The sequence below is a fragment of the Streptomyces dangxiongensis genome (assembly GCF_003675325.1).
GTDB lineage: Bacteria > Actinomycetota > Actinomycetes > Streptomycetales > Streptomycetaceae > Streptomyces > Streptomyces dangxiongensis.
Window position 1 is genome coordinate 780,904 of sequence record NZ_CP033073.1, and the last position, 23,730, is coordinate 804,633.

General features: G+C 69.7%; 23 protein-coding genes and 3 pseudogenes. 14 read left to right on the forward strand and 12 right to left on the reverse strand.

Annotation, left to right across the window (positions count from 1 at the left end; translation table 11 throughout):
- Positions 1-762, reverse strand: coding sequence for a (2Fe-2S)-binding protein (locus tag D9753_RS03700; protein ID WP_121790881.1), 762 nt, complete (start codon positions 760-762; stop codon positions 1-3).
- Between the two features lie 227 nt (positions 763-989).
- On the opposite strand from D9753_RS03700, the gene D9753_RS03705 reads away from it, so the two are divergent.
- The gene (locus D9753_RS03705) at positions 990-2,171 is read left to right on the forward strand and encodes a DMT family transporter (RefSeq protein ID WP_121785699.1); all 1,182 of its coding nucleotides are present in this window, start codon (positions 990-992) and stop codon (positions 2,169-2,171) included.
- 84 nt (positions 2,172-2,255) lie between these two features.
- Here the strand turns inward: D9753_RS03705 and D9753_RS03710 are convergent, their stop codons facing one another.
- On the reverse strand, positions 2,256-3,410 hold the full coding sequence (locus D9753_RS03710) for a transglycosylase family protein (RefSeq protein WP_121785700.1): 1,155 nt from the start codon (positions 3,408-3,410) through the stop codon (positions 2,256-2,258).
- Between the two features lie 275 nt (positions 3,411-3,685).
- Here D9753_RS03710 and gndA point away from each other — a divergent pair, with 275 nt between their 5' ends.
- The gene (gndA, locus tag D9753_RS03715) at positions 3,686-5,122 is read left to right on the forward strand and encodes an NADP-dependent phosphogluconate dehydrogenase (RefSeq protein WP_121785701.1); all 1,437 of its coding nucleotides are present in this window, start codon (positions 3,686-3,688) and stop codon (positions 5,120-5,122) included.
- A 675-nt stretch (positions 5,123-5,797) separates the two neighbouring features.
- On the opposite strand, the gene D9753_RS03725 is transcribed toward gndA, so the two are convergent.
- Entirely contained in the window at positions 5,798-6,142 is a 345-nt protein-coding gene (locus D9753_RS03725) for a GNAT family N-acetyltransferase (protein ID WP_121785703.1), read from the reverse strand.
- A 33-nt stretch (positions 6,143-6,175) separates the two neighbouring features.
- Complete coding sequence (gene panD, locus D9753_RS03730) at positions 6,176-6,595, reverse strand: aspartate 1-decarboxylase (RefSeq protein ID WP_121785704.1); 420 nt, start codon at positions 6,593-6,595, stop codon at positions 6,176-6,178.
- 586 nt (positions 6,596-7,181) lie between these two features.
- Here panD and D9753_RS03735 point away from each other — a divergent pair.
- On the forward strand, positions 7,182-7,424 hold the full coding sequence (locus tag D9753_RS03735) for a helix-turn-helix domain-containing protein (RefSeq protein ID WP_121785705.1): 243 nt from the start codon (positions 7,182-7,184) through the stop codon (positions 7,422-7,424).
- A 232-nt stretch (positions 7,425-7,656) separates the two neighbouring features.
- Complete coding sequence (locus D9753_RS39220) at positions 7,657-8,376, forward strand: hypothetical protein (RefSeq protein ID WP_121785707.1); 720 nt, start codon at positions 7,657-7,659, stop codon at positions 8,374-8,376.
- Positions 8,377-8,433: 57 nt separating this feature from the next.
- On the opposite strand, the gene D9753_RS03750 is transcribed toward D9753_RS39220, so the two are convergent.
- Both D9753_RS03750 and D9753_RS03755 read right to left on the reverse strand, forming a co-directional pair.
- Positions 8,434-9,354 (reverse strand): hypothetical protein, encoded by a 921-nt coding sequence (locus D9753_RS03750; protein ID WP_163010607.1) that lies wholly within the window; start codon positions 9,352-9,354, stop codon positions 8,434-8,436.
- Positions 9,351-11,543 carry a hypothetical protein gene (locus D9753_RS03755; protein WP_163010608.1) on the reverse strand — a complete coding sequence of 731 codons (2,193 nt, stop codon included), beginning with the start codon at positions 11,541-11,543 and terminating at the stop codon, positions 9,351-9,353. Before D9753_RS03755 ends, D9753_RS03750 begins: the two co-directional genes overlap by 4 nt.
- A 102-nt stretch (positions 11,544-11,645) precedes the next feature.
- On the opposite strand from D9753_RS03755, the gene D9753_RS03760 reads away from it, so the two are divergent.
- From D9753_RS03760 to D9753_RS03800, 7 genes and pseudogenes are all read left to right on the forward strand, one after another.
- A complete protein-coding gene (locus D9753_RS03760) occupies positions 11,646-12,161 on the forward strand; it encodes a RipA family octameric membrane protein (protein WP_121785710.1) in 516 nt (171 codons plus the stop codon).
- A 97-nt stretch (positions 12,162-12,258) separates the two neighbouring features.
- Positions 12,259-12,750, forward strand: a complete 492-nt coding sequence (locus D9753_RS03765) for a hypothetical protein (protein WP_121785711.1) — start codon at positions 12,259-12,261, stop codon at positions 12,748-12,750.
- Positions 12,751-13,307: 557 nt separating this feature from the next.
- A complete protein-coding gene (locus tag D9753_RS03775; RefSeq protein WP_121785712.1) occupies positions 13,308-13,769 on the forward strand; it encodes a hypothetical protein in 462 nt (153 codons plus the stop codon).
- 676 nt (positions 13,770-14,445) lie between these two features.
- Positions 14,446-15,474 carry a hypothetical protein gene (locus D9753_RS03780; RefSeq protein ID WP_163010609.1) on the forward strand — a complete coding sequence of 343 codons (1,029 nt, stop codon included), beginning with the start codon at positions 14,446-14,448 and terminating at the stop codon, positions 15,472-15,474.
- A 306-nt stretch (positions 15,475-15,780) separates the two neighbouring features.
- Entirely contained in the window at positions 15,781-16,467 is a 687-nt protein-coding gene (locus D9753_RS03790) for an HAD-IA family hydrolase (protein WP_121785715.1), read from the forward strand.
- A 7-nt stretch (positions 16,468-16,474) separates the two neighbouring features.
- Positions 16,475-16,669: pseudogene (locus D9753_RS03795) on the forward strand (IS5/IS1182 family transposase); the annotation flags it as partial.
- Between the two features lie 634 nt (positions 16,670-17,303).
- A complete protein-coding gene (locus D9753_RS03800) occupies positions 17,304-18,011 on the forward strand; it encodes a site-specific integrase (protein WP_121785716.1) in 708 nt (235 codons plus the stop codon).
- 326 nt (positions 18,012-18,337) lie between these two features.
- Here the strand turns inward: D9753_RS03800 and D9753_RS03810 are convergent, their stop codons facing one another.
- The 4 genes and pseudogenes from D9753_RS03810 to D9753_RS03830 all read right to left on the reverse strand — a co-directional run bounded on the left by D9753_RS03810 (position 18,338) and on the right by D9753_RS03830 (position 21,046).
- A complete protein-coding gene (locus D9753_RS03810) occupies positions 18,338-18,685 on the reverse strand; it encodes a hypothetical protein (RefSeq protein ID WP_240468019.1) in 348 nt (115 codons plus the stop codon).
- 56 nt (positions 18,686-18,741) lie between these two features.
- A pseudogene (locus D9753_RS03815) lies at positions 18,742-19,571 on the reverse strand (IS630 family transposase); the annotation flags it as partial.
- Between the two features lie 218 nt (positions 19,572-19,789).
- On the reverse strand, positions 19,790-20,230 hold the full coding sequence (locus tag D9753_RS03825) for a hypothetical protein (protein WP_338057957.1): 441 nt from the start codon (positions 20,228-20,230) through the stop codon (positions 19,790-19,792).
- Positions 20,231-20,467: 237 nt separating this feature from the next.
- Positions 20,468-21,046, reverse strand: coding sequence for an ATP-binding protein (locus D9753_RS03830; RefSeq protein ID WP_121785720.1), 579 nt, complete (start codon positions 21,044-21,046; stop codon positions 20,468-20,470).
- 29 nt (positions 21,047-21,075) lie between these two features.
- Between D9753_RS03830 and D9753_RS37555 the strand changes: the two are divergent.
- Positions 21,076-21,147: pseudogene (locus D9753_RS37555) on the forward strand (hypothetical protein); the annotation flags it as partial.
- Between the two features lie 44 nt (positions 21,148-21,191).
- The gene (locus D9753_RS03835) at positions 21,192-21,593 is read left to right on the forward strand and encodes a transposase (RefSeq protein WP_338058004.1); all 402 of its coding nucleotides are present in this window, start codon (positions 21,192-21,194) and stop codon (positions 21,591-21,593) included.
- Here the strand turns inward: D9753_RS03835 and D9753_RS03840 are convergent.
- Positions 21,526-22,002, reverse strand: a complete 477-nt coding sequence (locus D9753_RS03840) for a hypothetical protein (protein WP_240468021.1) — start codon at positions 22,000-22,002, stop codon at positions 21,526-21,528. The two genes, D9753_RS03835 and D9753_RS03840, sit on opposite strands and share 68 nt — an antisense overlap.
- Before the next feature lie 197 nt (positions 22,003-22,199).
- Positions 22,200-22,679 carry a CGNR zinc finger domain-containing protein gene (locus D9753_RS03845; protein ID WP_121785721.1) on the reverse strand — a complete coding sequence of 160 codons (480 nt, stop codon included), beginning with the start codon at positions 22,677-22,679 and terminating at the stop codon, positions 22,200-22,202.
- 106 nt (positions 22,680-22,785) lie between these two features.
- Here D9753_RS03845 and D9753_RS03850 point away from each other — a divergent pair, with 106 nt between their 5' ends.
- On the forward strand, positions 22,786-23,715 hold the full coding sequence (locus D9753_RS03850; RefSeq protein WP_121785722.1) for an alpha/beta fold hydrolase: 930 nt from the start codon (positions 22,786-22,788) through the stop codon (positions 23,713-23,715).
- Positions 23,716-23,730: the final 15 nt, after the last annotated feature.

Below are 23,730 nucleotides of genomic sequence, written 5' to 3' on the forward strand. Positions count from 1 at the left end.
TCACCCAGATGCGGCGCGCGGGGAAGAGCGCGGGAGGCGGGTGAGGCAGCAGTCACCGCACAGTCCGCCGCCGGGGACGCGGTAGTACAGGCAGCAGCTTCGGCGGCGGAAGGCCGGGCCGGCGCGGTCGCCGGTGGCGCGCAGCAGGGGGTGGGCGAACAGTTCGTCCGTGAGCGCGCTGGCCCGTTCCACGACGTCGGTACGGTCGTGGGCGCGGGCCCAGCGGCCCAGTTCGCGGGCCGTCGCGGCGAGCGCGGAACCGGCGTTGCCTCGCAGCAGGCCCGCGGCGACGCCGTAGCGGGCCCGCAGGACGGCGCCCAGAGGCTCCAGGTGGGCGTCGAGGACGGCGGCGGCGACGGCGGCGCCGTCGCCGGGCAGCGAGCGCACCCCGGTGAGCCACAGGTCGTCGGGGGCGGAGGCGAGGGCGTCCCAGCGCAGCAGCCGCGGGTCCAGGCCGGGCAGCCGGCCGTACAGCACGGCGCAGCCCAACGCGGCCGACCACAGCCGGGCGGCCAGCCCCTGCTGGGCCAGGGACGCGGCGACCCGCGGCTCCGCGGTCCGCAACCGGGCCCCGACGGTGGCCACCCGCAGCGCCAGCGCGTCACCGCGAACGTCGGACGCCGCGCCCTCGTAGGCCTCCGCGAGAGTCGGGAACCGGTGCGGACCGGTGCCGCCGGCGGCCGGGGACGAGGGCGGCAGGGTGCGCAGGACGAAGAAGCCGCCGAGGGAACGGAGCGCGGCGAGATCGGGGTCGAGGTCCACGACAGGCACTACTACCAGGCGCGTTCCCGGGCCGGCCGCGCGGGGCCGGATCCTGCCTCACCCTGCCAGAGGATGACCCGCCGAGTGCCTACTCCATCGGGAGTAGGACGCATTGAGGCCTCAGGTACGACGACGGGGCGTTCGCCGCCCGGCAGAGTGTTCGTCATGGAAGCCGACCGTCCCTCACGCCGGGTCCGCAACTCCCGCCGCGGGCAGGGGAGACGCCGATGAGTGCCCTGGCGCTGTCCGTGCTCCTGTCACTCGTCTCCGCCGTCGCCTACGCGGCCGGGGCCATCGTGCAGGAGCAGATCGCGGTCTCCGCCCCGCACGAGGCGTATCTGCCGCTGCGCCGCCCGGGCTGGTGGGGCGCGCTGGCGCTCAACGGTCTCGGCGGCCTGCTCCACGTCGTGGCACTGGCCTGCGGGCCGCTCAGCCTCGTCCAGCCGCTGGGGGCGCTGACCATCGTCTTCGCGCTGCCCCTGGCGGCGCTGTGCGTCGGCCGCAGGGCCGGCGCCACGGCCTGGCGTGGTGCCCTCATGGCCACGGTGGGCCTCGCCGGGCTGCTGTCCCTGGTCGGCACCTCCGGCACCCACTCGCTCACCCCGGCCCAGCGGGTGGTGACCGCCCTCGTCACCGGCGGCGCGGTGGTGGCACTGATGGGCGCGGGCCTCGCCGCGCACCGGCATCCGGCGGTGCGCAGCGTCCTGCTCGCCACCGCGTCCGGCATCGCGTTCGGCATGTCGTCGGTGTTCACCAAGACCGTCGCCGTGGACTGGACCCTGGGCGTCGGCCTGGCCGACCTGGCCTCGCTCGCGGTGATCTGCCTGTTCGCGGTCGCCGGCGTGCTGCTGTCCCAGGCGTCCTACCGCGGTGGCGGACTCACCGCCCCGCTGGCCACGCTGACGGTCGTCAACCCGGTGCTGGCCGCCGTGGTGGGCGTCCTGATGTTCGGCGAGACGCTCCGCCACGGCAGCACGGGCACGGTGCTCGCGCTGGCCTGCGCGGTGGTGGCGGCGGGCGGCCTGGTCATGCTGACGACGGAACGGATGGAGCGCACGTCGGGACAGGACGGAACGACTGCGGCTGAGGCGGCTCGGGGTACGGGTGTTCCCGGTGCGGTGACTCCTGGTGCGGCGGCTCCTGGTGCGGTGGCTCGGGGTGCCGGGTCGGCGTCCGCTGCGGGAGCGCCGGCGCGGGACACGGCGGAGGGGCTGGTCGTCGTACCGCGGCAGCGCACGGCGGAGCCCGGTGCCGGGCCGGCCGGACCGGCAACGCGTGAGCTGCTCGGACCGGGCGTGGGGGGCGGCGGGGCGGACACCGGCGGTGCGCTCCCCGCGTCGTACACCCCGCTGCCCGCGGGCGTGCACGTGCCGCTGCCGGACCGGCACCGCACGCGCGTCGGTTCCTGACGTGCGTGCGGTGGGTGCGTCAGACCACCGGTGCCGCGCGGGCGGTGTGGCGGATCGGCACAGCGGCGCCGCGCGCACGGTGGGTCAGATTCTTACTCCTCCGGCCCGGAGGTAGGCGAGCGGGTCGATGTCCGAGCCGAAGCCCGGCCCCGTCCGCACCTCGAAGTGCAGGTGCGGGCCCGTGACGTTGCCGGTGGCGCCGGAGCGGCCGAGCGGCTGGCCCGCGGTGACGCTCCGGCCGGCCCGCACCGAGATCGCCGACAGGTGGGCGTACTGCGTGTAGCGGCCGTCGGCGTGCCGGAGCACGACCTGGTAGCCGTACGAGCCGCCCCAGCCCGCGGACACCACGTGTCCGGCCGCCGCCGCCCTCACGGAGGTGCCGGTCGGCACGAGGAAGTCCACGCCGGTGTGGTAGCCCTTCGACCAGTGGGAGCCGGCCACGCGGTACCCGGTGCCGACGGACGCGGTCACCGGGGCGACGAGCGCGTGCCGGGTCGGGGGCGGGCCGGGGTGCGTGGTGCGGTGCGGCGCAGGCGTCTTCTTCCCCGGGGCCTCGGGCGGCGCCGTTCTGGTGCGGGTGCCGCTCAGGCTGAGCCGCTGGCCCGGCACGATGAGGTCGGGGTCGGCGCCGATCGTCGTGCGGTTGCCCGCGTACAGCGTGCGCCAGCCGCCCCGCACCTGGTGGTCGCCGGCGATGCCGGAGAGCGTGTCCCCGTGCACCACCGTGTACATCTCGGCGCGGCCCGCTCGGGACTGCGGAGTGGTCTGCGGCCGTACGTCCCGCACGGAGCCGGACGCGGCGGGGCGGGCCTGGGCGGGGTGGGTGGAGGCGGTCTCCGTGCGCACATCGGGGCTGCCGTCGCCCCGGGTGAGCCCGGCGGAACCGGAACACACCGGCCAGGCGCCCGGACCCTGTCCGTCCAGGACCTTCTCGGCGACGGCGATCTGCTGATCCCGGGTGGCCAGGTCGGCGCGCGGCGCGTACCGGGCGCCGCCGTACGCATCCCAGGTGGACCGGGTGAACTGGAGGCCGCCGTAGAAGCCGTTGCCCGTGTTGATGCTCCAGTTGCCACTGGACTCGCACGCGGCGACCTTGTTCCAGGTGGCCACGTCGGCGGCGCTCGCGGTGCCGGCGGCGACCAGCGGGAGCGCGAGGCCGGCACCGCCCGCCGTGACGGTGAGTGATGCGCGGTTGATCCTGTTCGGCTGGTACCGGCGGTGCCGGCCGCGTACGGCCATTTCCGAATTCCCCTCGGCGTGCGTCAGGAGGGGCAAAAGTAAGCGCGGCTAACTGGCCATGACAAGAAGGAGTTTCGGCCGCCCGGTCCCGGAGGGTGGCCGGTTACGTCCCCTGCCCGGGTGGACGGGCGGGCCGGTGGATGAGGCGGAAGGCGCCGTCGCCGCGTACACATGCGTGGCGGGTCGCAAGTGCGCTCGCCGTAGCGGCACGTCAGGATGGGCGAGGGCACGTACTGACGGAGCCGTAGACACGAGGCAACCAGGGAGCAGGCGGTATGAGCACTTCAGCGCAGATCGGTGTCACGGGCCTGGCGGTCATGGGCCGCAATCTCGCCCGGAACTTCGCGCGCAACGGCTACTCGGTCGCCGTGCACAACCGTACGGTGTCGCGCACCCGGGCGCTGGTGGAGGAGTTCGGGCACGAGGGCGCCTTCGTCGCGGCCGAGACCGCCAAGGACTTCGTGGCGGCCCTGGAGCGCCCGCGCCGCCTGGTCGTCATGGTCAAGGCGGGTGAGCCGACGGACGCCGTCATCGAGGAGTTCGCTCCGCTCCTGGAGCCCGGCGACATGATCATCGACGGTGGCAACGCGCACTTCGCCGACACCCGCCGCCGGGAGCGGGAGCTGCGCGAGCACGGCATCCACTTCGTCGGCACGGGCATCTCCGGCGGCGAGGAGGGTGCGCTGCACGGGCCGAGCATCATGCCCGGCGGGTCGGTGGAGTCGTACGGGTCGCTGGGCCCGATGCTGGAGAAGATCTCCGCGAAGGCCGCCGACGGGGCGCCGTGCGTGACCCACGTGGGACCGGACGGCGCCGGGCACTTCGTGAAGATGGTGCACAACGGCATCGAGTACGCCGACATGCAGTTGATCGGTGAGGCGTACCAGCTACTGCGCGACGTCGCCGGGTACTCCCCCGCGCAGATCGCCGACATCTTCCGCACCTGGAACACCGGCCGGCTCGACTCCTACCTGATCGAGATCACCGCCGAGGTGCTGTCCCACGTGGACGCCGGCGGCAAGCCGTTCGTGGACGTCGTCGTCGACCAGGCCGAACAGAAGGGCACCGGCCGCTGGACCGTGCAGATCGCCCTGGACCTGGGTGTGCCGGTGTCGGGCATCGCGGAAGCGGTGTTCGCCCGGTCCCTGTCGGGCCACGCGGCGCTCCGGGAGGCCTCGCGGGGGCTGGCCGGTCCGAAGCCGACACCCCTCGCCGAATCGGAGGCGGCGGCCTTCGCCGACCGGGTCGAGCAGGCGCTGTACGCGTCCAAGATCGTGTCGTACACGCAGGGCTTCCACGAGATCGCCGCGGGCAGCGAGGAGTACGGCTGGGACATCGACCTCGGCGAGGTCGCCTCCATCTGGCGCGGCGGCTGCATCATCCGGGCGGCCTTCCTTGACCGCATCCGCACCGCGTACGACGCCCGGTCCGACCTGCCGAGCCTGCTGTCGGACGAGACGTTCGCACGGGAGATCGCCGCCGCGCAGGACGACTGGCGCGAGGTGCTCGTCGCGGCGACACGGCAGGGGGTGCCGACGCCGGGGTTCGCGGCGGCGCTGGCCTACTACGACGCCCTGCGCGCCGAACGCCTGCCGGCCGCCCTGACCCAGGGCCAGCGCGACTTCTTCGGCGCCCACACGTACCGCCGGGTGGACCGGGAGGGCGCGTTCCACACGCTGTGGGGCGGGGACCGGTCCGAGGTGCCGGCCTAGGGGGCCTAGAGGGGCGGCCCAGGGGGCCGGCCCCGGGGAGCGCGTCTACGGGGGCCCGGCGCCCACCTTGCCTGGGTGGTGAACCAGGGGGCGCGTCTGCGGGGTCCGGGTTCGCCTCGCCAGGGCCGTGAACCCGGGGGCGCGGCAGCGGGGGTCCGGCGCCCACCTCGCCTGGGTGGTGAACCAGGCGGCTCGCCTTGCGGCGGGCCGCTCGGCTCCTCGCGCCCCTGGGGGCGCCCGCGTGTGCTCGTGTCGTCAGGTGAGGGGTGGGCCGGGTTCGGGGTTCGGTACCGGTTCCGGACCCGGCGGGATGGGGGACGGGGCCGGCTCCGGCGGACCCGGCGGTCCCGGGTGCGGCGGAACCGGCGGCGGGGTCGGGTCGGGGCCCGGCGCGGGCGGTGTCGGTTCCGGACCGGGCCCCGGCGGCACGGGCTGCGGGCTCGGTTCCGGATGCGGGACCGGGCTGGGATACGGATCCGGCGGGGTCGGGCCCGGTGTCGGGCCGGGCGGAACCGGGTCGGGGTACGGGTTCGTCATGGGTACTGTCCTCCGGCAGTCACGAAGCGTCGCCTCTGGACTCCTCCCCCGCCTACCCGACGACCGCCCCGGCACTCACCCGGCGGCAGCACCGAACGGGGCCGGGTGGGTGGCCGGAGCCACACAGACCGGGCCCGCTCAGAACCGTCCCGGGTGCGCGCGCAGCCAGTCCTTCGCGGCCGACAGCAGTTCCGGGTCGGCCGGCGGGGCGACGTCGGGGTGACGTTCGGCCCACTTGACGACGTAGGGGCACAGCGGGGCCACCGGGACGCCCTCGCGCTCGGCGAGGGCGTACAGCTCGCGGGCGAGTGATCCGGCGATGCCCTTGCCCTCGTGGGCGGGCTCGACGATGGTGTGGACGGGGACCAGGGCGCGCGCGGGCGACTCCAGGACGAAGTACTCGATGTGGCCGACGACTTCACCGCCGCCGAGGGCCTCCAGGCGGCCGGCCGCCCGGTCGTCGCGAATCTCGGTGTCACCCATGGGCACGCTCCTGGTCCTGGTCCTCGCGGCCGGTCAGGCCGGGACGGCCTGGGGGCTGCGCTGCTGGTCGGAGCCGGGTACCGGCTCCGACGGGTCGGCGCCGAGGGACACGATCCGGTTGCCGGCGTCGACGTGCACGACCCGGGGCCGCAGCTCGCGTGCTTCGGCGTCGGTGACCTGAGCGTAGCTGATGATGATCACCAGGTCGCCGGGATGGACGAGGTGGGCCGCCGCCCCGTTGATCCCGATGACCCCGGAACCGCGTTCGCCTTCGATGACGTACGTCTCCAGCCGCGCACCGTTGGCGATGTCGACGATGTGCACCAGCTCACCGGGCAGCAGGTCCGCGGCGTCGAGGAGATCGGCGTCGATGGTCACCGATCCCACGTAGTGCAGGTCGGCCTGGGTGACGGTGGCGCGGTGGATCTTGGACTTGAACATTGTACGCAACATCGGGGCACTCCCACAAGTAGGCTCCCTGCCTGCGTTTTTGCAGGTCAAGGGCTGTTTCGACACCCTACAACGAGTCGCATGTTCGGGCAGCTTGCCCTAGATTTTTCAGGACTCATGCTGACCACTTGCTGACTTTTCTGACGCGACATCAGGCGACTGCAGGAGGGCTTCGCCTGCTCTCCTATACCCCACCGCGACGACGGCACAAGCCTACGCAGAGCTACCGAAGGGCGGCCGTGATCGCCGTCACTCAGGCGTTCTGCCCGGCATTCAGGAGCGAAGGCCGTCGACCGGGAGTCGGGCCACACACCGCCATGGGTTAGCTGGTCCAGGCCCCACTACTCAGCCCCAAAGGAGGAGGCACCATGGGTCATCAAGGAATCTGAGTGGCCGAAGCGGCGCGGCAACATAGCAGCGGATCGCCGTTAGCCAAACCGGCGATTCTCACGACCATGGCTATAGCTCGTCCGGTGGCTCTTGCCGGTGGCACAGGGCGAGTGTCAACGGCGTTCGGAATGTAGCCAGAGCAGAGTGCGAGCCGATGCCGCGACCAAGCTCAGGCCAGCTTCAAGGAGCCATCTTGCCCGTGGACCCGCAGTCGCACCCCGACGAGACCCGCACCGATATCACGTCGCACCGTAGCGTCGAGCCCGTCCTTATGGACACATCTGAGGTCGCTGCGATGCTCAACATGTCCACGAGCTGGGTCTACAGGGAGGCATCGAAACTGGGCTTGAAGGGGTACAAACCCGGCCGAGGCAGGAACGCCAAGGTCCTCTACAAGAGGGCCGAGATCTTCAAATGGCTGGAGCAGCAGAAGATCCACTAGGGTCTGTGCCGAGTTGAGATCACGGGTTTGGCTGTTTCGCCGTCCCGGTCGGGTCGGGACGGTAGACAGGCGGGATGGCCCGAGGCGATCTTACGGACGACGAGTGGACTGTGTTCGAACCGCTGCTGCCGCTGGGCGAGCGCGGTCCCATTCTGACCTGCGCAGGCTCGTCAACGGCGTGATATGGCGGTTCCGTACGGGCGGTCCGTGTCGGGACATGCCCGAGCGGTAGGTGCGGTTCCAGCTTTGGGCCGGGCCCGGGATCTTCCAGACGCTGATGGAAGCGGTGATTGCCGAGGCCGCCGCGCGCGGTCAGGCAGACCTCGATCTGGTGAGTCCGGACTCCACCGTGGCCCGGGCCCACCACCACGCCGCCGCCGCCGGGATGAGGGTCGATGCGGAGCTGCTCGAGGCCCTGGAGAAGGCCGTCGCCGAGGAAGGGGCTTCGTCAAAGGGGCATAACGCGCCGGTAGCCGAGCCGGATGAGCAGGCGGATGCCGCCCGCGAGGAGCGAAGGCGTCTGCGCCGACGTCGCGAGGCCCGGCTCCGCGCCGCCGAACTGGGGCGTTCACTCGGCGGGTTGTCCGGCAAGGTGCACCTGTCGGCGGACCGCCGTTGCCGCCCGCTGTCCTTCGTCCTCACCGCCGGCCAGTCGGCCGACAGCCCCCGCTTCACCGCTGTCCTGGAACGCATCAGGGTCCCGAGCCCGGTCGATCGGCCCCGCACCGTGCTTCCGCCGTGGCCGCGGACAAGGCGTACTCCTCCCGACGTTTCGTCTTGGCTGCTGGTTACGGGGCTGGTGGTGTGGGCGGTGGCTGTGGGCTCTTTGCATGTCAGCGCGTTGATCGTTTCGGGGTTATCGTCCGTCACCGCTGTACTTCGCTGCTCGTCAGGACGAGCAGGGCCCGCAGGAGGGCGGTCACGTGGCAAGGATGACCCAGCCGCATCGTGATGAGGATCCCCTCACGGACGCTGCTCATGAGGTGCTCGGCATCCTGGGCAATGCTGACTACTCCTTACGGTCGATCTCCTTCAGGTTGGCCTCGTAGACCTCCTCTCCGGCCAGGTCCCCGCGCTGTCGGCACTCGTGCAGGGCCTTGCGGGTCCATGCCCGGGCCTCGTCGCGGTCGCCCAGGTGGACGTGGTTTAAGCCCATCAGGCCGCAAAGTTTGCCGAGGAAGCGGCGCGCGGACGATTCCTCGGGGTATGCGTCCAGCTCGTCGAGGAGCCGCAGCAGTGCCCGGTTGCTCTCCGCGAACAGGGCGCGGTCGCTTAGCTGCTGGGCGTGCGTCAGGGCCTCACGGCAGGCACCCAGCCGGCGTCCGGCTGGCGTGCCGCGCCGCAGTTCGCGGGCCGTGAGTAGGTCGTCGAGGAAATCAGCGGCTTCTGCCGTGCCGGGCTTCCGCCTACGGCGTGTCAGTTCGTCCACACGGCGGGCGTGCTCGATGGCCGTGTCGAGGTCGTTCCGTATGGCCGCGTGTATGGCCAGGCGGGAGTGGATGGTCGCCACCCAGACGTCGTCGGCATGCCCCTCGCCGAGTTCTTCGCGGAGCAGTGCGTCGGCGGCCTCGAACTCCCCGTCCTCGGCGAGGATCTCCGCCTCGTGGAGCTTCTCCATCGGGTTGCCCGGCTTGTCGGCTCCCGATAGCTGGCGCAGCGCGGCGGGACGGCCCAACCCGTCCAGCTCGCGCGCAATCCGCTGAGCCGTCAGCATGAAGGGCCGCATGCCGTCCATGTTGATGCGGAAGCTCTCCCGCAGTTCCCGGGGCACGCTCAGCCATGCGTCCCGGTCGGCGTCGAGTTCGGCGGCGTGCTGTCGGCACAGTGCGCGGAAACCGGCGTGGTCCCCGTCCCGGTCGGCCACGCTGAGGGCGCACAGCACCCGTCCCAGCTCCCCTTCGACGTACTCCCCCAGATGCGGAACCTTCACCGGACCGAAGCCCCCCACTGCAGCAGATGGCCATACAAGTGCATGTACAGCAGCCCGGACGGGTGCTCATAGCCGTCACCCCACCCGGACAGCAGGCCGCTGTGCGGTGCGCCGGGCGCCACGTCGCCGACGACCTGTTCCACGTTCTCCTCGGTGTGGTCCAGGGACACGGTGATGGCCGGGAGGCGTGCCTCGTACACCACGCGGCACAAGGCCTGGCCCACGTCGTTCGCAACCAGCCCGGACTTTCCCACTACCACCCACACGTCGGCCCGGACGGGCTGCGCCCGCAGCCGCCCGTGCGGCAGATGCCCCACGGGGACGGGGTCCACCGCGGTCCAGCTCCCCGAGACGACCGTGAGCCGCAGCTGCTTCTCCAGCTCCGCCCGATGCCGTCGTACCCATGACGAGATGAGCACGGCTTCCCCCTCGCACTCGGCGACGACCGCGACATGGCACGTCTGCCTGGTGCCGGTGGCGTTCAGGTCGGTCAAGCGCCAGTACGGCGTCGCGTCGGGGGACCCTGCGGCCTGTTGCTCCTCGATGTAGCCCCGGAGGTTCAGGCCGCCCCACCCGTCGAGGGTGCCGATCACACGGACCGGCCGCCCGCCGTCGACCGGTTGTGACCCCGAGTAGTCCGGCATCGGGATCAGGATCTTGCCCTCCCCCGTTTCCGGCAGCGGGACCACCCCCGTGACCAGGGCCTGCCTGCTCATCCGGCCGTTCGGCACCGCGAAGGAGAGCATGCGGTCGTAGAGGTAGGGAAGGTCGCCCGGCTCCGCCATGGACAGTCCGAGCCGGCGCACGCACTCCTCGCGCGACTGCAGCCGGAACACTTCGGTGTCCAGCAGTCCGCGCCAGATGACGAGCTGGCGGTCGTTCACCAGGCTGCGCAGCGACTCCGCGTCCGTCGCGGGGCCCGACGGCCGCGCCGGTCCACCGGTGTGCAGGATGTCCGGGCGCCCGCCCGCCGTGGCCGCCAGCGCGGTCGCTGCCTCCAGGCTGCACCAGGCCCGGCCCAGGTAGTCGGCCACGTCGTCCAGCAGCACGAGGGTGCGCCCGGCGAACTGCAGCAGGAACAGCGATTTGAGGGTCTTGCGGAACAGCTCCTGTTCCTCGGGGGTGCGGGGAGCCTGTGGCACGCAGGTGTAGTCGTACCAGATATGGATGTGCTCCAGCAGCGGCCGCAGTGCGGGCAGGGCGTCGAGCAGAGCGCCCAAGCGCTCCAGGCCGATGTCCTCGGACGCCTTGGATGCGCCGAGTTCGACCGCGTCCACGCCGACCCGCTCCACATCCTGGGCCACCGGCACCAGTGATGTCTCGTCCAGCACTTCCCGCAGGACCCCGACCAGCAGGCACTCCGCCAGGTCCGATCCGGCCACTCCGACCGGCATGTGCATCGCCGCGGGAGCCACTTGGCGAGGGGTGTGCAGTCCACGCCGGTGGGCGACCCGGACTGCCTCGCACATCGAGGCGACCAGATGCCACGCGACTAGGCGCGCCTGTGTGCCGTCCGGGTCGGGCTGTTCGGCGTTCAGCCAGCGGTGTGAGACGAACACATGGTGCCGGTCGGGGAAGACACCGTGCACCAGCCGGGACGCCGCCTCGCGCATCCGGGGAAAGCGGGCGTACCCGATGAGTTCGTCCAGTGGCAGCCAACGCGACTCGGTCAGGTGCGTCCAGACCGACATGGTGGGCTGGGGACGGACGTCCTGCGGCTTGGTGAGCCCGTCCAGCGCGCGGTGGCGGACTGCCAGGGGAATCCTGCCGACGATCTCGCCCCCCGGTTCGGCCATGGCGTACAGCAGCCCCCGCTCGATGCCGACCCGAAACTGCCCGTCCGGGAAGGCGAGGCGCCGGTGGACCAGGAAGTCGCGCTGCCCGGCGAGCCGGGCCAGGTCGGCGGGCAGTCCCGCCCGCTGCCGCCGCCGATCTCGCTCCGCGCGGCCCGCCAGGGTCTCGACGCCGACAAATGGAACCTGTGGGCAGGCGCACAGATAGCGGTACGCGAGCTCGTCGTACGTCCGCTTGCCCCCGCCTCCGCCTCCGCCCCGGGAATAGGCCAGCGCCTTGGCCGCTGCCTCGCTCGCGCGCCGGGCGTACAGCAGCCGGGGGTGCCTGCGTAGCTTCTGCGGCGGGATCGACAACATGGCCTTGATGTCGTCACCTGACGGTTCACTCCGGGACAATCAACTCACCTTCTTACAAGGGGTCTTATGCCGACCATGCGATCAAAGCACGTATCTTTTCAGCACGGTTGGCGAGCGTGACGACTACGGGGAGACACTGCCATGGCCGAAATCAGTGACTCACTATGGAACGACGGAGTCGGCGCGGAGGACTATCGAGACGCGAGGGCCACGTATCACGCCGCGATCTTCGAGCAGTACAGGCTGTGCGTGGAGATGGCCGACCGGGTCAGCGCCCGGCGCAACCTCGCCAACACCTTCTTTCTGACCCTCCACACCGCCCTGCTCGCCTTCCTCGGCACCTGGCTGTCCCAGGATCACCACCGCGATTTGCCGGTCGTCCTCGCCCTCGCGGCCGTGCTGGTCCTGCTGGGCATGTGTGTCACCTGGTGGTTCACTATCCGCTCCTACCACCAGTTGAACCGGGGCAAGTTCGAGGTGATCGGTGCGCTGGAGGAGCGGCTGCCAGCCCGCACCTTCGTGGCCGCCGAGTGGCATGCTCTCGGCGAGGGCCGGGACTGGCGCGTCTATCTGCCGCTGAACCGGGTTGAGCGGTGGATCCCCCTTCTCTTCGCCGGTGCCTACATCCTGGGATTCGCCGCCGCCATGGCTCTGTGAAGCCTGCAGATGGTCCGTACCGCTCGATCGACTCGACCGGTGACCGCCACCGGATAGAGTGACGGCCACATCACCCGGGCCGGAAGGGGATTGCCGCGTGGTCACGGTCGCCGTCACCGGTCACATGGACCTGGCCGACGAGGTAGCCGAGGCGGTGCGCACGGCCCTGCATGAACTGCTGGCCGGCCTGCGGGGCGACGCACTCGTGGGGCGTTCCTGCCTGGCCCGCGGCGCTGACACCCTTTTCGCCGAGGAAATCCTGGCCCTCGGCGGTCGGCTGTCGGCGATCATCCCGTCCAGGGACTACCGGGACGCGGTAGTGGCCCCGGCAGACCTCATCAGGTTCGACGCGCTGTGCGAGGCCGCCGACGAGGTGGTGATCATGCCGTACGAGCACGCGGGGCGCGCGGCCTACGAAGCGGCCAACTTCCGCCTTCTCCAAGGCGCGGACTGGCTGCTGGCCGTCTGGGACGGCAGCGCGCCCACCGGCCGTGGTGGCGGCACGGCTGACACCGTGGCCGCCGCCCGCTCGGCCGGGCTGACCGTCGACGTTGTATGGCCTCCTGGTGCGCGCAGGTCCGGCGCCTAAGAACTCCTAACGAAATGATCTTCGAGGTGGTTGGATCACTCCGAGACCGTTGATCCGGGGGTGTGGGGTGGCTCGGCCGAAGCCGTGGCGGCTCACTCCGCGGCAGGTCGACCGGTACTTCGCCGGGCCGGGCAAGCACGGCCGTTCCACGGTCCGACAGAAGATGAACCAGATCGACCACTACTTCGCGTTCCTCGAACAGCGCTATGCCGGCGAGATCGCCCGCCGGTTCGGGGCGGCCGTTGAGTCGCCCGTCGCCCCGTTCAACCGCCACAAGCACCGTGGGGACTCGGGCTGCGGGTGCCGCCGTCGCAGCGGGCCGCCCGGGAGTTCTTCGCCCGGTGGCGCAACTCGCTGGAGGACGCGCGCAAGCCCGTCATCGCCCGTCGCGACTACGTGATGGGCAAGCTCACCTGCATATCCGGCGTGCGGGCCGCCGAGTTGTGCGGCGTATGCATCGGGGACGTGCACTGGGAGTCCGGACAGTGGGGCCGCTTCCTCGTCAACGGGACCCCACCGACCGGCTCCGCGGTCCGATCGACCGAGCCGACACCCCGATGGCGAAGCTCGTCGTCGCGCTCGTCGCCATCCACGGCCTCGGCCGACGCGAGACCCGCTGCCTCCTCCTGGCCGATCTCGACCTCGCTCGCGGCCGTCTGACGGTCCGGCGGGACCTACGGCACACCGTCTACCTCGACGAACTCATTCACATCCTCGCCAGCGACTGGCTGCGCGACCGCCACCAGCGGTGGCCCCTGACCGCCAACCCCTACCTGCTGGTCAGCCAGCAGACCGTGGCCGACGAGCGGCTCCCGCCCGTCTCCACCATGGTCACGAACGCCATCTTCCGGCCGCTCGGCCTGAGCCTGTCCAAACTCCGCCAGGACCGCATCCTCGACGAGGCCCGTCAGACCGCCGACCCCGTCCACCTCATGCGCGTCTTCGGCATCGCCGCCGAGACCGCGCTGAAGTACATCTACGCCGCCCACCCCGAACGCCGGTCCAACCTCAGGCGATAGCTATCCGGGCCCCGAAAATCACTACCGCCCCGTCTGCGAGCCCCCGAAATGGAGGCGCTGCCAGGCCAGCCGTGGCACCCTGCTGCCGCATGCCGTGAGACTATAGAAATCCGTCTGTAGCAGATGCATCGCGATCATTCCGAATAGAGCTCGTCACCGCGCCGTTTACCGGAACAGCTCCGCTCCGAAGGGGCGACCGTCATGCCGAACGACATGGATCCCGAAGCCACGATTCGTGCCCTCGACGGCGTAGGGGTGGATTTCAGTATTCCGAAGTCCGCTCTCACCGACTTCCTGGGCAACGCCGAGTTCACGCCGTACCCGGCACTCTCCGCAGGACTGCTCTCATTGCTCGACGAGCGCATGCTGCAACGCCCTGTCTTCCTCGACGTCATCGTGTTCAACTACGAGCATTCGCCGGGCGATCCATCGCCCCGTCGGCTTGAGGACGTGGATTTCGAGGTCCTCAAGGAAGCGATACTCGAAGGGTTCAACAATCGTTACGCGACGGAGCATACCGATTTCGCGTCACGGCTGAAGCCACAGGACGTACCGCAATCGCCGCCCGTGCAGACGCTCTCACTCGTCGTCGAAGGCACCGTGAACATTCACAACGGGATCACCTTCCGTCGACACGGACAACCCCCGGGTCGAGTCCCCGACCAAGCTGATCACAGTGCGCTCGGAGTCGGCGAACGCCATGGTGCCGCAGGAACTCATCCGGAAGGAGAAGACCTGGCACTTCACCAACGGAGACGTCCGGCTCTCCGTCGCCAACGGCGAAGCGGACGCGGGATCGATCCCGCGCCCCGTCCGGGCCGGATCCTTGAGCGACAGCGCATACGCCTGGCCCGCCACCTCGGGAACGTTCAGTGGCGACGCCGGTTCCGAAGTCAAGCTGCTGTCCCGCATCCGCGTCGGCTACCACCCGGTCGACATCAAGCTCCTGGTCGAGGCCCCCAAGGGTTTCGCCGCCAACCCGGTCGAGCAGGCACGCATCGTGCTCGACCCGGAAGTGCTTCTCGTCCCCGTCGAAGTCGCGCGCTTCTTCTCCGACAGCGTCCCGGTCTCGGAGATCACGGCGGCCGGCCAGATGGCGCTGTGGGACCAGATCCCCGTTATCAGTCCGACTGTCAACGCCCGAAGCGTGGACGGCGCCTCCGGGGAACTGAGGTTCGCGGAACGCGCATGGGACCTCTGGCCCGAGCCCGACGCCGCGGGCCTCTACACCCATCTCGGCTGGGTCTCACCGGACAGTATCTGGGGCAAGGCGAAAATCAGGTTCCGACTGGTCAATTACATCGACATCAAGACGGACAACCAGCACACCGCCCCGGTGACGGGACAGGGCGCGAACGACAGACCGCTTCGGGAGAACAACGACACTTTGTCCAGCCACCCGCAGCACATCTCGGACAAGAGTGTGCTCAAAGTCATCTTCATGCATCGCATAGAACATCAGGAATCAGCGCACATCGGCCGCGCCCTCATCGGCAGCCAGTGCGTGGGCATATCCGCTGGCGCGTCGGACAGGTTCGCGACCATCGCCCATGAGATCGGCCACCTGATCACGGATTCCCAGGCGCACAGCACGGAGCAGGACAACGTCCTGAACGACCCGGGACCGGGGATCCACATCACGAACGAGCAGATCACGAAAGCAAGGGCCTGGGCGCAGAACTTCGCCGACTTCTGGCAGCACTAGCAATACAGCATCTGCTGCCGGCCACCGGGCCCGGCAGACGCTGTCAGGTCCCGGAGCGGACCTCGGGTATCCGCTCCAGCTCGATGCCGAAATCCGGCACCACGAGCACGACCAGACCGACCTCCCCACAGACGCCGCGATCGACTATCTCTTCGTGCGGCTCGCCTCCCTCATCTCCCTCGTCCTGGGTAGCACCGGCCGCATGACCACGTAACCGTGCCACGTACGCGATGAACCCGGCTGACACCGGCGGCTAAGGCTTGTCCCGCAAACTGCCTGCTCAGGGCCTGATGGCATGATCGAAGCGTGATCAGTGAACCCGGCCGTCCTGGTGCGTTGAGGTTTGTCCTGTTTGATGTTGATGGCACGTTCATCGACGCCGTGGACAATCAGCGCCTGGTTTGGCGAACGTGGGCAGAGCGATACGGCCTGGACCCCGATGAGGTCTACCGAGTGGCGCTGCGGACGAGGCCGATGGAGACCTTCGCGCAGGTTGCTCCGGACCAGGACCCCGGGGAGTGCCTTGCTGCACTGCACGAGCTGGAGGACGAGGACGTCCGCTCCGGCGCCTATACGGCCTTCGGCGGCGCCTCGGAGCTGCTGAGTGCCCTGCAGCCCGGGTCCTGGGCACTGGTGACTTCAAACTACGAGCACCGGGTACGTGGACGCTTCGCACGGACGGGCTTGCCGGTCCCGGAGGTCCTCGTGGATGCGGCCGCCGTGGAGGAAGGCAAGCCGTCGCCTGTGCCGTATCTGCAGGCAGCCGCGCGACTTGGTGCCAAACCCGAGGACTGTCTGGTCATCGAGGACGCCCCTTCCGGGGTGGAGTCCGGGCTGCGTGCCGGGATGACGGTATGGGGTGTCAACGCCCCTACGGCGGTGGACGGCGTGCATCGTCACTTCGGCAGCCTCCGCGAAGCGGTCCGCGACGTCCTTGCCTTCGTGTCCGGACCCCGCCCTCACGGGCTGGAGGGATCAGCCGCGATGGAATGATCTTGATGTGGCTGGTGTGATCACGGCATCGGAGCCGTCTTGGACAGTCCCGTTCACCGGGCTGAGCCCGCGCACCTTCGGGAAGCTGGTGACCGTGCTGCGGCGCAAGGGTGCGGCCGCGGTCCGCAGGGGCAGGCCCTGGAGCCTTCCGCTGGAGGACCGGGCTCTGCTGGTCGCGGCGTACTGGCGCACGAACTTGTCCACTGGGTTCCGTGTCCGGAGTCTCTCCGAGGCCAGGTGAAGCTGCCGGCCTGGAAGATGATCAACGGGCATCTGCGGGACCGAGGTGTTCGAGCACTGACCCGGACGTCGGCCCCGGACATGCGGCACACCTGCGGCGGGTGGATCCGGCTGGCACGCTGGCTGGACCAGCGCGGCATCACCGACCTCGCCGAATGCACCGAGGAAATGTGGCGGCAGTATCCGGCCGAACGCTGGAGAGAGGGTGTCGGCCGGGACCGCGCGGAGAAGGTCCTGGGATCGCTGACGGATCTGTGGGCGTTCGACCAGCTCTGCGCCCAGCCCGCCGGCATCGCGCGGCCTCCCTGGGACGTCGAGGGCATCGACGACTTCCTTCCAGCCGCGGAGGGAACAACGGGCCGGGAGAACGCGACGGAGCCGCTGGACCCGCAGGTTCTCGGTCCGCTGCTGGTCTGGGCCATCCGGTTCGTCGATGACTTCGCCGACGACATCCTCGCTGCCTGGGCCGAGCACCGTCGTCTCACCGACGTGGCTGCCGCCAACCCCAGCACGCCTGCGGGCACCGCCGCGCTTGCCGCCCTCATAGCCGGGGACGCCGATGTCCCGCGGCGGTCGAGATCAACGGGAACATCAAGATGGCCCGCACCTTCATCGCCGCCACCACCGGTGCGAGCCTGCGCCAGGTCGACTACGCGAACCGACTGCACGAACTGGCCGACCGGGCAGCCCGGCAGCCGGCACCGTGTCCGATGGACGTGCCAGTCACCGGCCGGATCGACGGCAAGCCCTGGCGCGAACACATGGACTTCACCGAGGCCCTGCCCCTGATGCGGCATCTGGGCACCGCCGCCATGATCATCATTCTTTATCTCACGGGCATGCGCCCCCAGGAGGCCCAGTGCCTGCGATCCGGGTGCTGCCCCGACCCGGAAACCGATGCGGACGACAGCCCGGGACGGCATCTGATACGCAGCCACCACTACAAGAACGTCACCGACGACGACGGCCACCACGTGTCGGCCGGCGCGGAACGTGAGGTCCCGTGGGTCGCCATCACGCCGGTCGTCCATGCCATCCGGGTCTTGGAAAGGTTCGTCCCCGAGGGAGAGTTCCTGTTCAGCGCGGCCCGACACGACTTCCTCTACCGACGCGATCTTCCCGGCGTGCTGAACGGTGGCACGCTGAACGAGCGAATCGAGGACTTCGTGGACTGGGTGAACCACAAGGCCGTGGTACAGGGACGCCCGAACAGACAGTCCCCCAGGACCCGCATTGCGCGATCGGGGTCTCACGCTTCAGACGGACCCTCGCCTGGCACATCGCCCGCCGGCCCGGCGGGCTGATCGCGCTGGCCATCCAATACGGGCACATGCGCACCGTCCTGGACGCCCGCACCTCAAGCGGCTATGCCTCACGGAGTCGCCACGGCGTCCACGGCGTCCTCATCGCCACCGGAGAGAAGATCTCGGGCCCCGCAGCCAGCAGGGCACTGGCCGCCGCGGCCACAACCCCGCGCTTCGAGGGCCGCATCGTCCCCAGAACATTCGCGAAGAAGGCCGCCAAGTTCCTCGCCCGGGACGGCGTCGTGCTCTATGACACCCCGGATGCGTTCCTGATCTGCGCGTTCAAGTACGACAACGCACTCTGCGAACCCGATCCAGGCGCGACGTCAGAGCAGCTTCTGCGGTGCCTGGTACTGGTCGACGGGTGCGATGTTGCACGCGGTGTTGGGCCCGCCGAGTCCATGCCCCCCGATGCCCTCACCCTCCGGTAGCGGCACCAGGCAGCGGCCGTCGATGTTGATCAGCGGAGCGCCATAGGTGTTGAGGATGCCGCCTGCGTCGCCCGTGACGGCGGTGTTGCTGTTGCGGGTTCCGAAGTCCGTGGCGCCGTTGCCGGCTCCGAAGTCCGTCGCCGATGCGGGTACAGCGACGGCCGTCGTTGCGGCAATCGCGAAAGCTGCGACGGCCAGAACCTTCAAGATCACTGTGATGCTCCCTTTAGATGAGACGGTCATCTTCTTCGTACTCCGTCCAACGCCACGCTGTGGTTGCAGTTACTGACTTCGGCTCGTCAGGGTGACGTTGGGGCGTCGAGGGTCAAGCCGGTGCCGGCTATGAAGCCGTCGAGGGTGTCGGGCCGGTATTGCAGGCGCTTGGGCCGATTGCGGACGAGGGCTTCGAGCCGGTCGAGGGCAACGACGGCGAGGTTGGCCAGGCTGCGTTTGACGTGGGCCCAGACCCACTCGACGGGGTTGAGGTCGGGCGAGTAGGCGGGCAGCAGGAACACCGTGAGCCATTCACGCTCGGTGATCAGCTCGCGTATCGCGTGGGATACGTGGGTGTTCAGGCGGTCCCAGACCAGCACGATCGGCGCCTTGACGAGCTGGTGGATGCCGTCGATCAGTGCGATGAAGTCGCGTGCGCCCATGCTGCGGCGTTTGCCCTTGCCCGCGGGGTGGGTGCGCAGGCGGTGGCACAGCCTGGTGCGGGAGCCGGGCCGCATGGCGATCAGTCCGGCCACCGACAGGCGTCCCGAGCGTCGCCCGCTCACCGTCACCTGCGGAGTCACTCCGCGTCGGCCCCAGGTACGTCCCTTGGGCGGCCGCCGGATGAAGCCTGCCTCGTCCTCGAAGCAGATGTAGCCCCCGCAGGCCGCCCGGGTTCTTCTACCTCGTCCCAGATCACCTCCTTTCACGTGGTGACGGCCTGCTCGTCGCGCTCGGCGACCCGCCGTGCGGGGACCTGCGGGCTGAAGCCGAGCCGGTGCATCAGCCTTGTCGCCCCGGAGACGCTGTAGGAGACGTGGAACTTCCTGCCGATCAGCGTGGCCACCCTCGCCGCCGTCCACACCTGGTCCTCCACCCAGCCGTGCGCGGCCGGGCCCTGCTCCAAATACGCCGCTTCTATGGATAACGGACTGCCCCAGCTACCCTCCAACGGCCCGCGATCTGGCAGCAAGGCCGGCTTCAGCGACCTGCCAAAACCTGACTCCCCGCTCCCTCCGCCGGACGATGCGCTGACAGGAAGCGGCAGGAAATCGGCGGGCGGTCAACCTCCTCCGGGCGCGGGAAGGTCCCGTACTTGCGGACAGGGAGGACCGCGCCGGGGCGAGGGAACGCTCAGGCGTCCGGGCGGCAGCGGCGGCGGTAGTAGCCGTAGGTCAAAGCCAGCATCAGGGGGCCCCACAGGGTCAGCAGGCCGCTGACCGTCATCGCCAGGGTGTCCCAGCCCGGGGCGTACGGGAAACCAGGCGAACCGTCGATGCGGAAGGCCGTGAAGATCCAGTTGACCATCAGCCCCAGGAGGAGGAGCCCGCCGATTGTGGCGGGAACGATCGCCGCGAAGGGTGGGATGCGGCGGCCACCCAGTTTCGGGACCCAGTTGGGCACCACCTCTCCCCATCGGCGCACCAGCCCGAACCCGAGCAGCGCGAACGCCTCCGTCAGGAGACTGAGTCCGAAGACGTACGGGATGTGCCACCACGCCGACGGAGTGTTGTCCCCACCCATCGCGTAACCGAAGCCGATGGGCAGCCGCCAGAGACACACCGGCAGCCCCACCAGCGGAATGAGGTGGGCGACTCTCTCCGCCCACAGCGGGACGGGGCGCTCCGTCCCCCTACTCCCAACTACCGTATGGACCATGTTGGTTGGCATACTCTCAGTGTTCCTGGTCTTCCCCTGCCGGGGATCAACCTGCAGGTTGACGTGACTACCCCGCTCGGTTGACGACATTTGCAGTCAGCTAAACGCAGGTGTTCCGGCCAGAACACCTGGACTTAGGTTCAACCAACTTGCCTAATGTGTCTCAGTGGCGAACGTGATGTCGTCGGGGTCGGCGTCAGCCCAGACGGGGTGGAACAGGGGGATGGCCTCGAGGACTTCGCTGGGGGTGAGGCGGGTGAAGTGCTGCCAGATGAAGATGCGGGAGGACAGCATCGGGTCGCGGCGCAGCACGGTGTGACAGCCCTCCCCGCCGACGAAGATGATCGCGAGCTGGGTTGAGGGTTCGTCCCACAGGTAACGGAAGTATTCGAACGCCTCCCCGTTGAGCGACTGGGCCTCATCGACGAGGAAGGTGCGGGGGCGTTCGGCCAGGGCGGCTTTGAGCAGGCGGTCGAACTCGCTGGGGTGGCGCGGTGGTTCGCCGGCCAGGTCGAGCACGGTGAACAACTCGTAGCGCACGGCGCGGGCCGTAGGACGTGCACGGAAGGTGATCTTGCGGACGTCCTCGTGCGGTTCGAGGCCTCGCAGGCAGATGTTGACGGCGAGGGTCTTGCCGAAGCCGGTGCCGCCGTGGATGCACATCATCGCGCGTGCGGCGACCGTGTCGGTGATGTTGTCCCGGGCGGTGAGCAGGGCCCGGGTGGTGACCACCGACGCATCGGGCAGGTCGGCGTACTGGGGTGGCGGTCCTCGCCGTCGACCCCTCCTCCACCCGCACGGACGGCTCCATCCTGGGCGACAAGACCCGGATGTCAACGGACGCAAGCGGCACCTGCTCACCGACACGCTCGGCCTGCTGCCGGCCGTGCTGGTCACACCGGCCTCGACCACCGACCGGGACGCCGCCCGCATCCTGCCGCCGAGGGCCAGGAGTCGTTTCGGGCGGCTGACACGGGTCTGGGCCGATGGCGGTTACACCGGCCACCTCGTCGACTGGAGCGCGGCACAGCTCGGAGTCGTCCTCGACATCGTCCGCCGCAGCGACGACACCCGCGGCTTTGAGGTGCTGCCCCGCCGCTGGGTCGTGGACCGGTCTTTCGCCTGGTGCCTGTGCAGCCGGCGCCTGGTTCGTGACTACGAGCGGCGCACCGACACCAGTGAAGGCGTCGTCCTGTGGTCGATGACCATGCTCATGAGCCGCCGCCTGGCCGCCCGGCACCAGCAGCGTCTTGCCCCGAGGGCGGGGGAGGCAGCGTGAACCTGCCCGGTTTCCGCTCCACCAGCCAGCCTCGTTCCACCAGCCGCTTCAGCCGTGCCCTCGCGCCTTCGACGCGGGAGGCGGACGCACTGTCCCAGCCCAGCACCACCGCCGCCCGCCGGGCACCGAGCCCGTCGCCTCCCGCATCGACCGCGGCGGTCATCAACGCCTGATAGTCCGGCGACAGCTTTTTCACCTCGGTCGCGTGTTGCCGGTGAGGCACCGCCCGGCGCGGTCCGACCGGCTTCCTCCGCGACACCTCACCAGCCACGCCGGCGGGTGCGTCCTCCTCGGCCAGCGCCTCCACGTACTGCTCAAGGCCGATCACCCGGCGCCGGTGCACCTCCTCGGCGTCCGCCAGGGCCGCCCGCACCCGTTCCAACTCAGCTTCGAGTTGCTTCACCTGCACAGCGGCGGCCTTCTGCCGCGCTTACAGAACCGCCCGCATCGACGGCATCCGCCACCCCCACGACATCTCGCCCGGCAACGAGCCGAGGCTCCCGCGGCAGCAGCTACTTCATGCCTGACCAGCGAAGATGCCACACCAGATTCGGAAAGAGAACGGTCTCTGAGAACGCTAGCCGCGTACGGTGCGTGGGGGACGGGTCAGCGGGTGCGTTCGTAGTGGCGACGTGCTTTTTCGCGGTTGCCGCAGACGGCCATCGAGCACCAGCGGGCACGGTTGGCGCGGCTGCGGTCGAGCAGGAACAGCCGGCACTCGTCGTTGGCGCAGGGGCGTAGCCGGCCGGGTAGTTGCTTCTCGGTAGCGGCCCAGGCGAGAACCGCCTCGACGGCCAGCCTGGCGTGCTGGGGAGTCTTGACTGCCCACTGAAGACCATCCGAAGTGATCTCCGGGATCTGGTGGACCCCTTCGAGCAGCGGGCTCAACGCGGCGGGCGAGCCTTCTCCGCGCACTATGTCCCGCAGGATGTCCCGCGTCTCGCGCAGCAGCGCCAGTTCCGCGAGGCTGCCTTCGCCGCCGTGCTCCCGCGCCCAGCGCCTGCCTCCGGCCGGGTCGCCGAGCGCGTCCCGTTCCTCGCCGTTGACCAGTGGCCTGCTGTTGAGCAGGTCCAGCAGCGTGTCCATCGGTTACCGCTCCCCCTCTAACCAGATCAACTTATTTGACAGGTTAGTTCATCTCGTGCTTGCCTGACGAGGAACTAACCGGATCAAACGTTCGAAGGGGTTAGAAATGAGCTCGGTGCATCACCGGACCGCCACCGTCGACGGCCATGAGATCTTCTACCGCGAAGCCGGCCCGGCCGACGCCCCCGTAATCGTCCTGCTGCACGGCTACCCAACCAGCTCGTTCATGTTCCGCGAACTCATCCCGCTGCTGGCCGACGACTACCACGTCATCGCGCCGGACCACCTCGGCTTCGGCCACTCCGACGCCCCCCTCGTAGGGGAGTTCACCTACACCTTCGACGCCCTCGCCGAACTCACCTCCGCACTGCTCGACCAACTGGGTCAGGACCGCTACGCCCTCTACGTCCAGGACTACGGCGCCCCCATCGGATGGCGCCTCGCGCTCAAGCACCCCGAACGCATCTCCGCCCTCGTGACCCAGAACGGCAACGGCTACGAGGACGGATTCGTCGAGTCGTTCTGGACCGACGTCTGGGCCTACGGGGCGAACCCCGGCCGCGACACCGAACCCGCCGTCCGCGCCGCGCTAAGCGTCGACGCCATCCGCTGGCAGTACGTGCACGGCGTGCCCGACCCGAGCCTGGTCAGCCCGGACACCTGGCGGCACGACTTCGCCCTAGTCTCCCGCGAGGGCAACGACGAGGTCCAGCTCGCGCTGTTCCGCGACTACCAGAACAACCGCCCGCTCTACCCGCTGCTACACGAATTCCTACGCACCAGCGAGGTCCCGGTGCTCGCCATCTGGGGCCGCAACGACGAAATCTTCGGCCCGGCCGGCGCGCGGGCCTTCGCCCGCGACGCCAAGGACGCGGAGGTGCACCTGGTCGACGGCGGTCACTTCCTGCTGGAGAGCCACCTGGACGTCGTCGCGGGATACCTGCGCGGCTTCCTCGGGCGGGTGCCGGGACAAGCAGGGTCGGGGGCCGGAAACGGAGCCTTCGCAGGCCACCGCGCCAGTCACCGACCCTGCTAAGAACTCCTAACGAAA

What these genes read in the sequence shown, in the direction of transcription:
- D9753_RS03800 (WP_121785716.1), top strand. Translation starts at nt 17,304, where the DNA reads ATGGCCCGCACCTTCATCGCCGCCACCACCGGTGCGAGCCTGCGCCAG.
- D9753_RS03810 (WP_240468019.1), bottom strand. Translation starts at nt 18,685, where the DNA reads ATGACCGTCTCATCTAAAGGGAGCATCACAGTGATCTTGAAGGTTCTG.
- gndA (WP_121785701.1), top strand. Translation starts at nt 3,686, where the DNA reads ATGAGCACTTCAGCGCAGATCGGTGTCACGGGCCTGGCGGTCATGGGC.
- D9753_RS03705 (WP_121785699.1), top strand. Translation starts at nt 990, where the DNA reads ATGAGTGCCCTGGCGCTGTCCGTGCTCCTGTCACTCGTCTCCGCCGTC.
- D9753_RS03850 (WP_121785722.1), top strand. Translation starts at nt 22,786, where the DNA reads ATGAGCTCGGTGCATCACCGGACCGCCACCGTCGACGGCCATGAGATC.
- D9753_RS03775 (WP_121785712.1), top strand. Translation starts at nt 13,308, where the DNA reads ATGGCGAAGCTCGTCGTCGCGCTCGTCGCCATCCACGGCCTCGGCCGA.
- panD (WP_121785704.1), bottom strand. Translation starts at nt 6,595, where the DNA reads ATGTTGCGTACAATGTTCAAGTCCAAGATCCACCGCGCCACCGTCACC.
- D9753_RS03760 (WP_121785710.1), top strand. Translation starts at nt 11,646, where the DNA reads ATGGCCGAAATCAGTGACTCACTATGGAACGACGGAGTCGGCGCGGAG.
- D9753_RS03845 (WP_121785721.1), bottom strand. Translation starts at nt 22,679, where the DNA reads ATGGACACGCTGCTGGACCTGCTCAACAGCAGGCCACTGGTCAACGGC.
- D9753_RS03710 (WP_121785700.1), bottom strand. Translation starts at nt 3,410, where the DNA reads ATGGCCGTACGCGGCCGGCACCGCCGGTACCAGCCGAACAGGATCAAC.
- D9753_RS03725 (WP_121785703.1), bottom strand. Translation starts at nt 6,142, where the DNA reads ATGGGTGACACCGAGATTCGCGACGACCGGGCGGCCGGCCGCCTGGAG.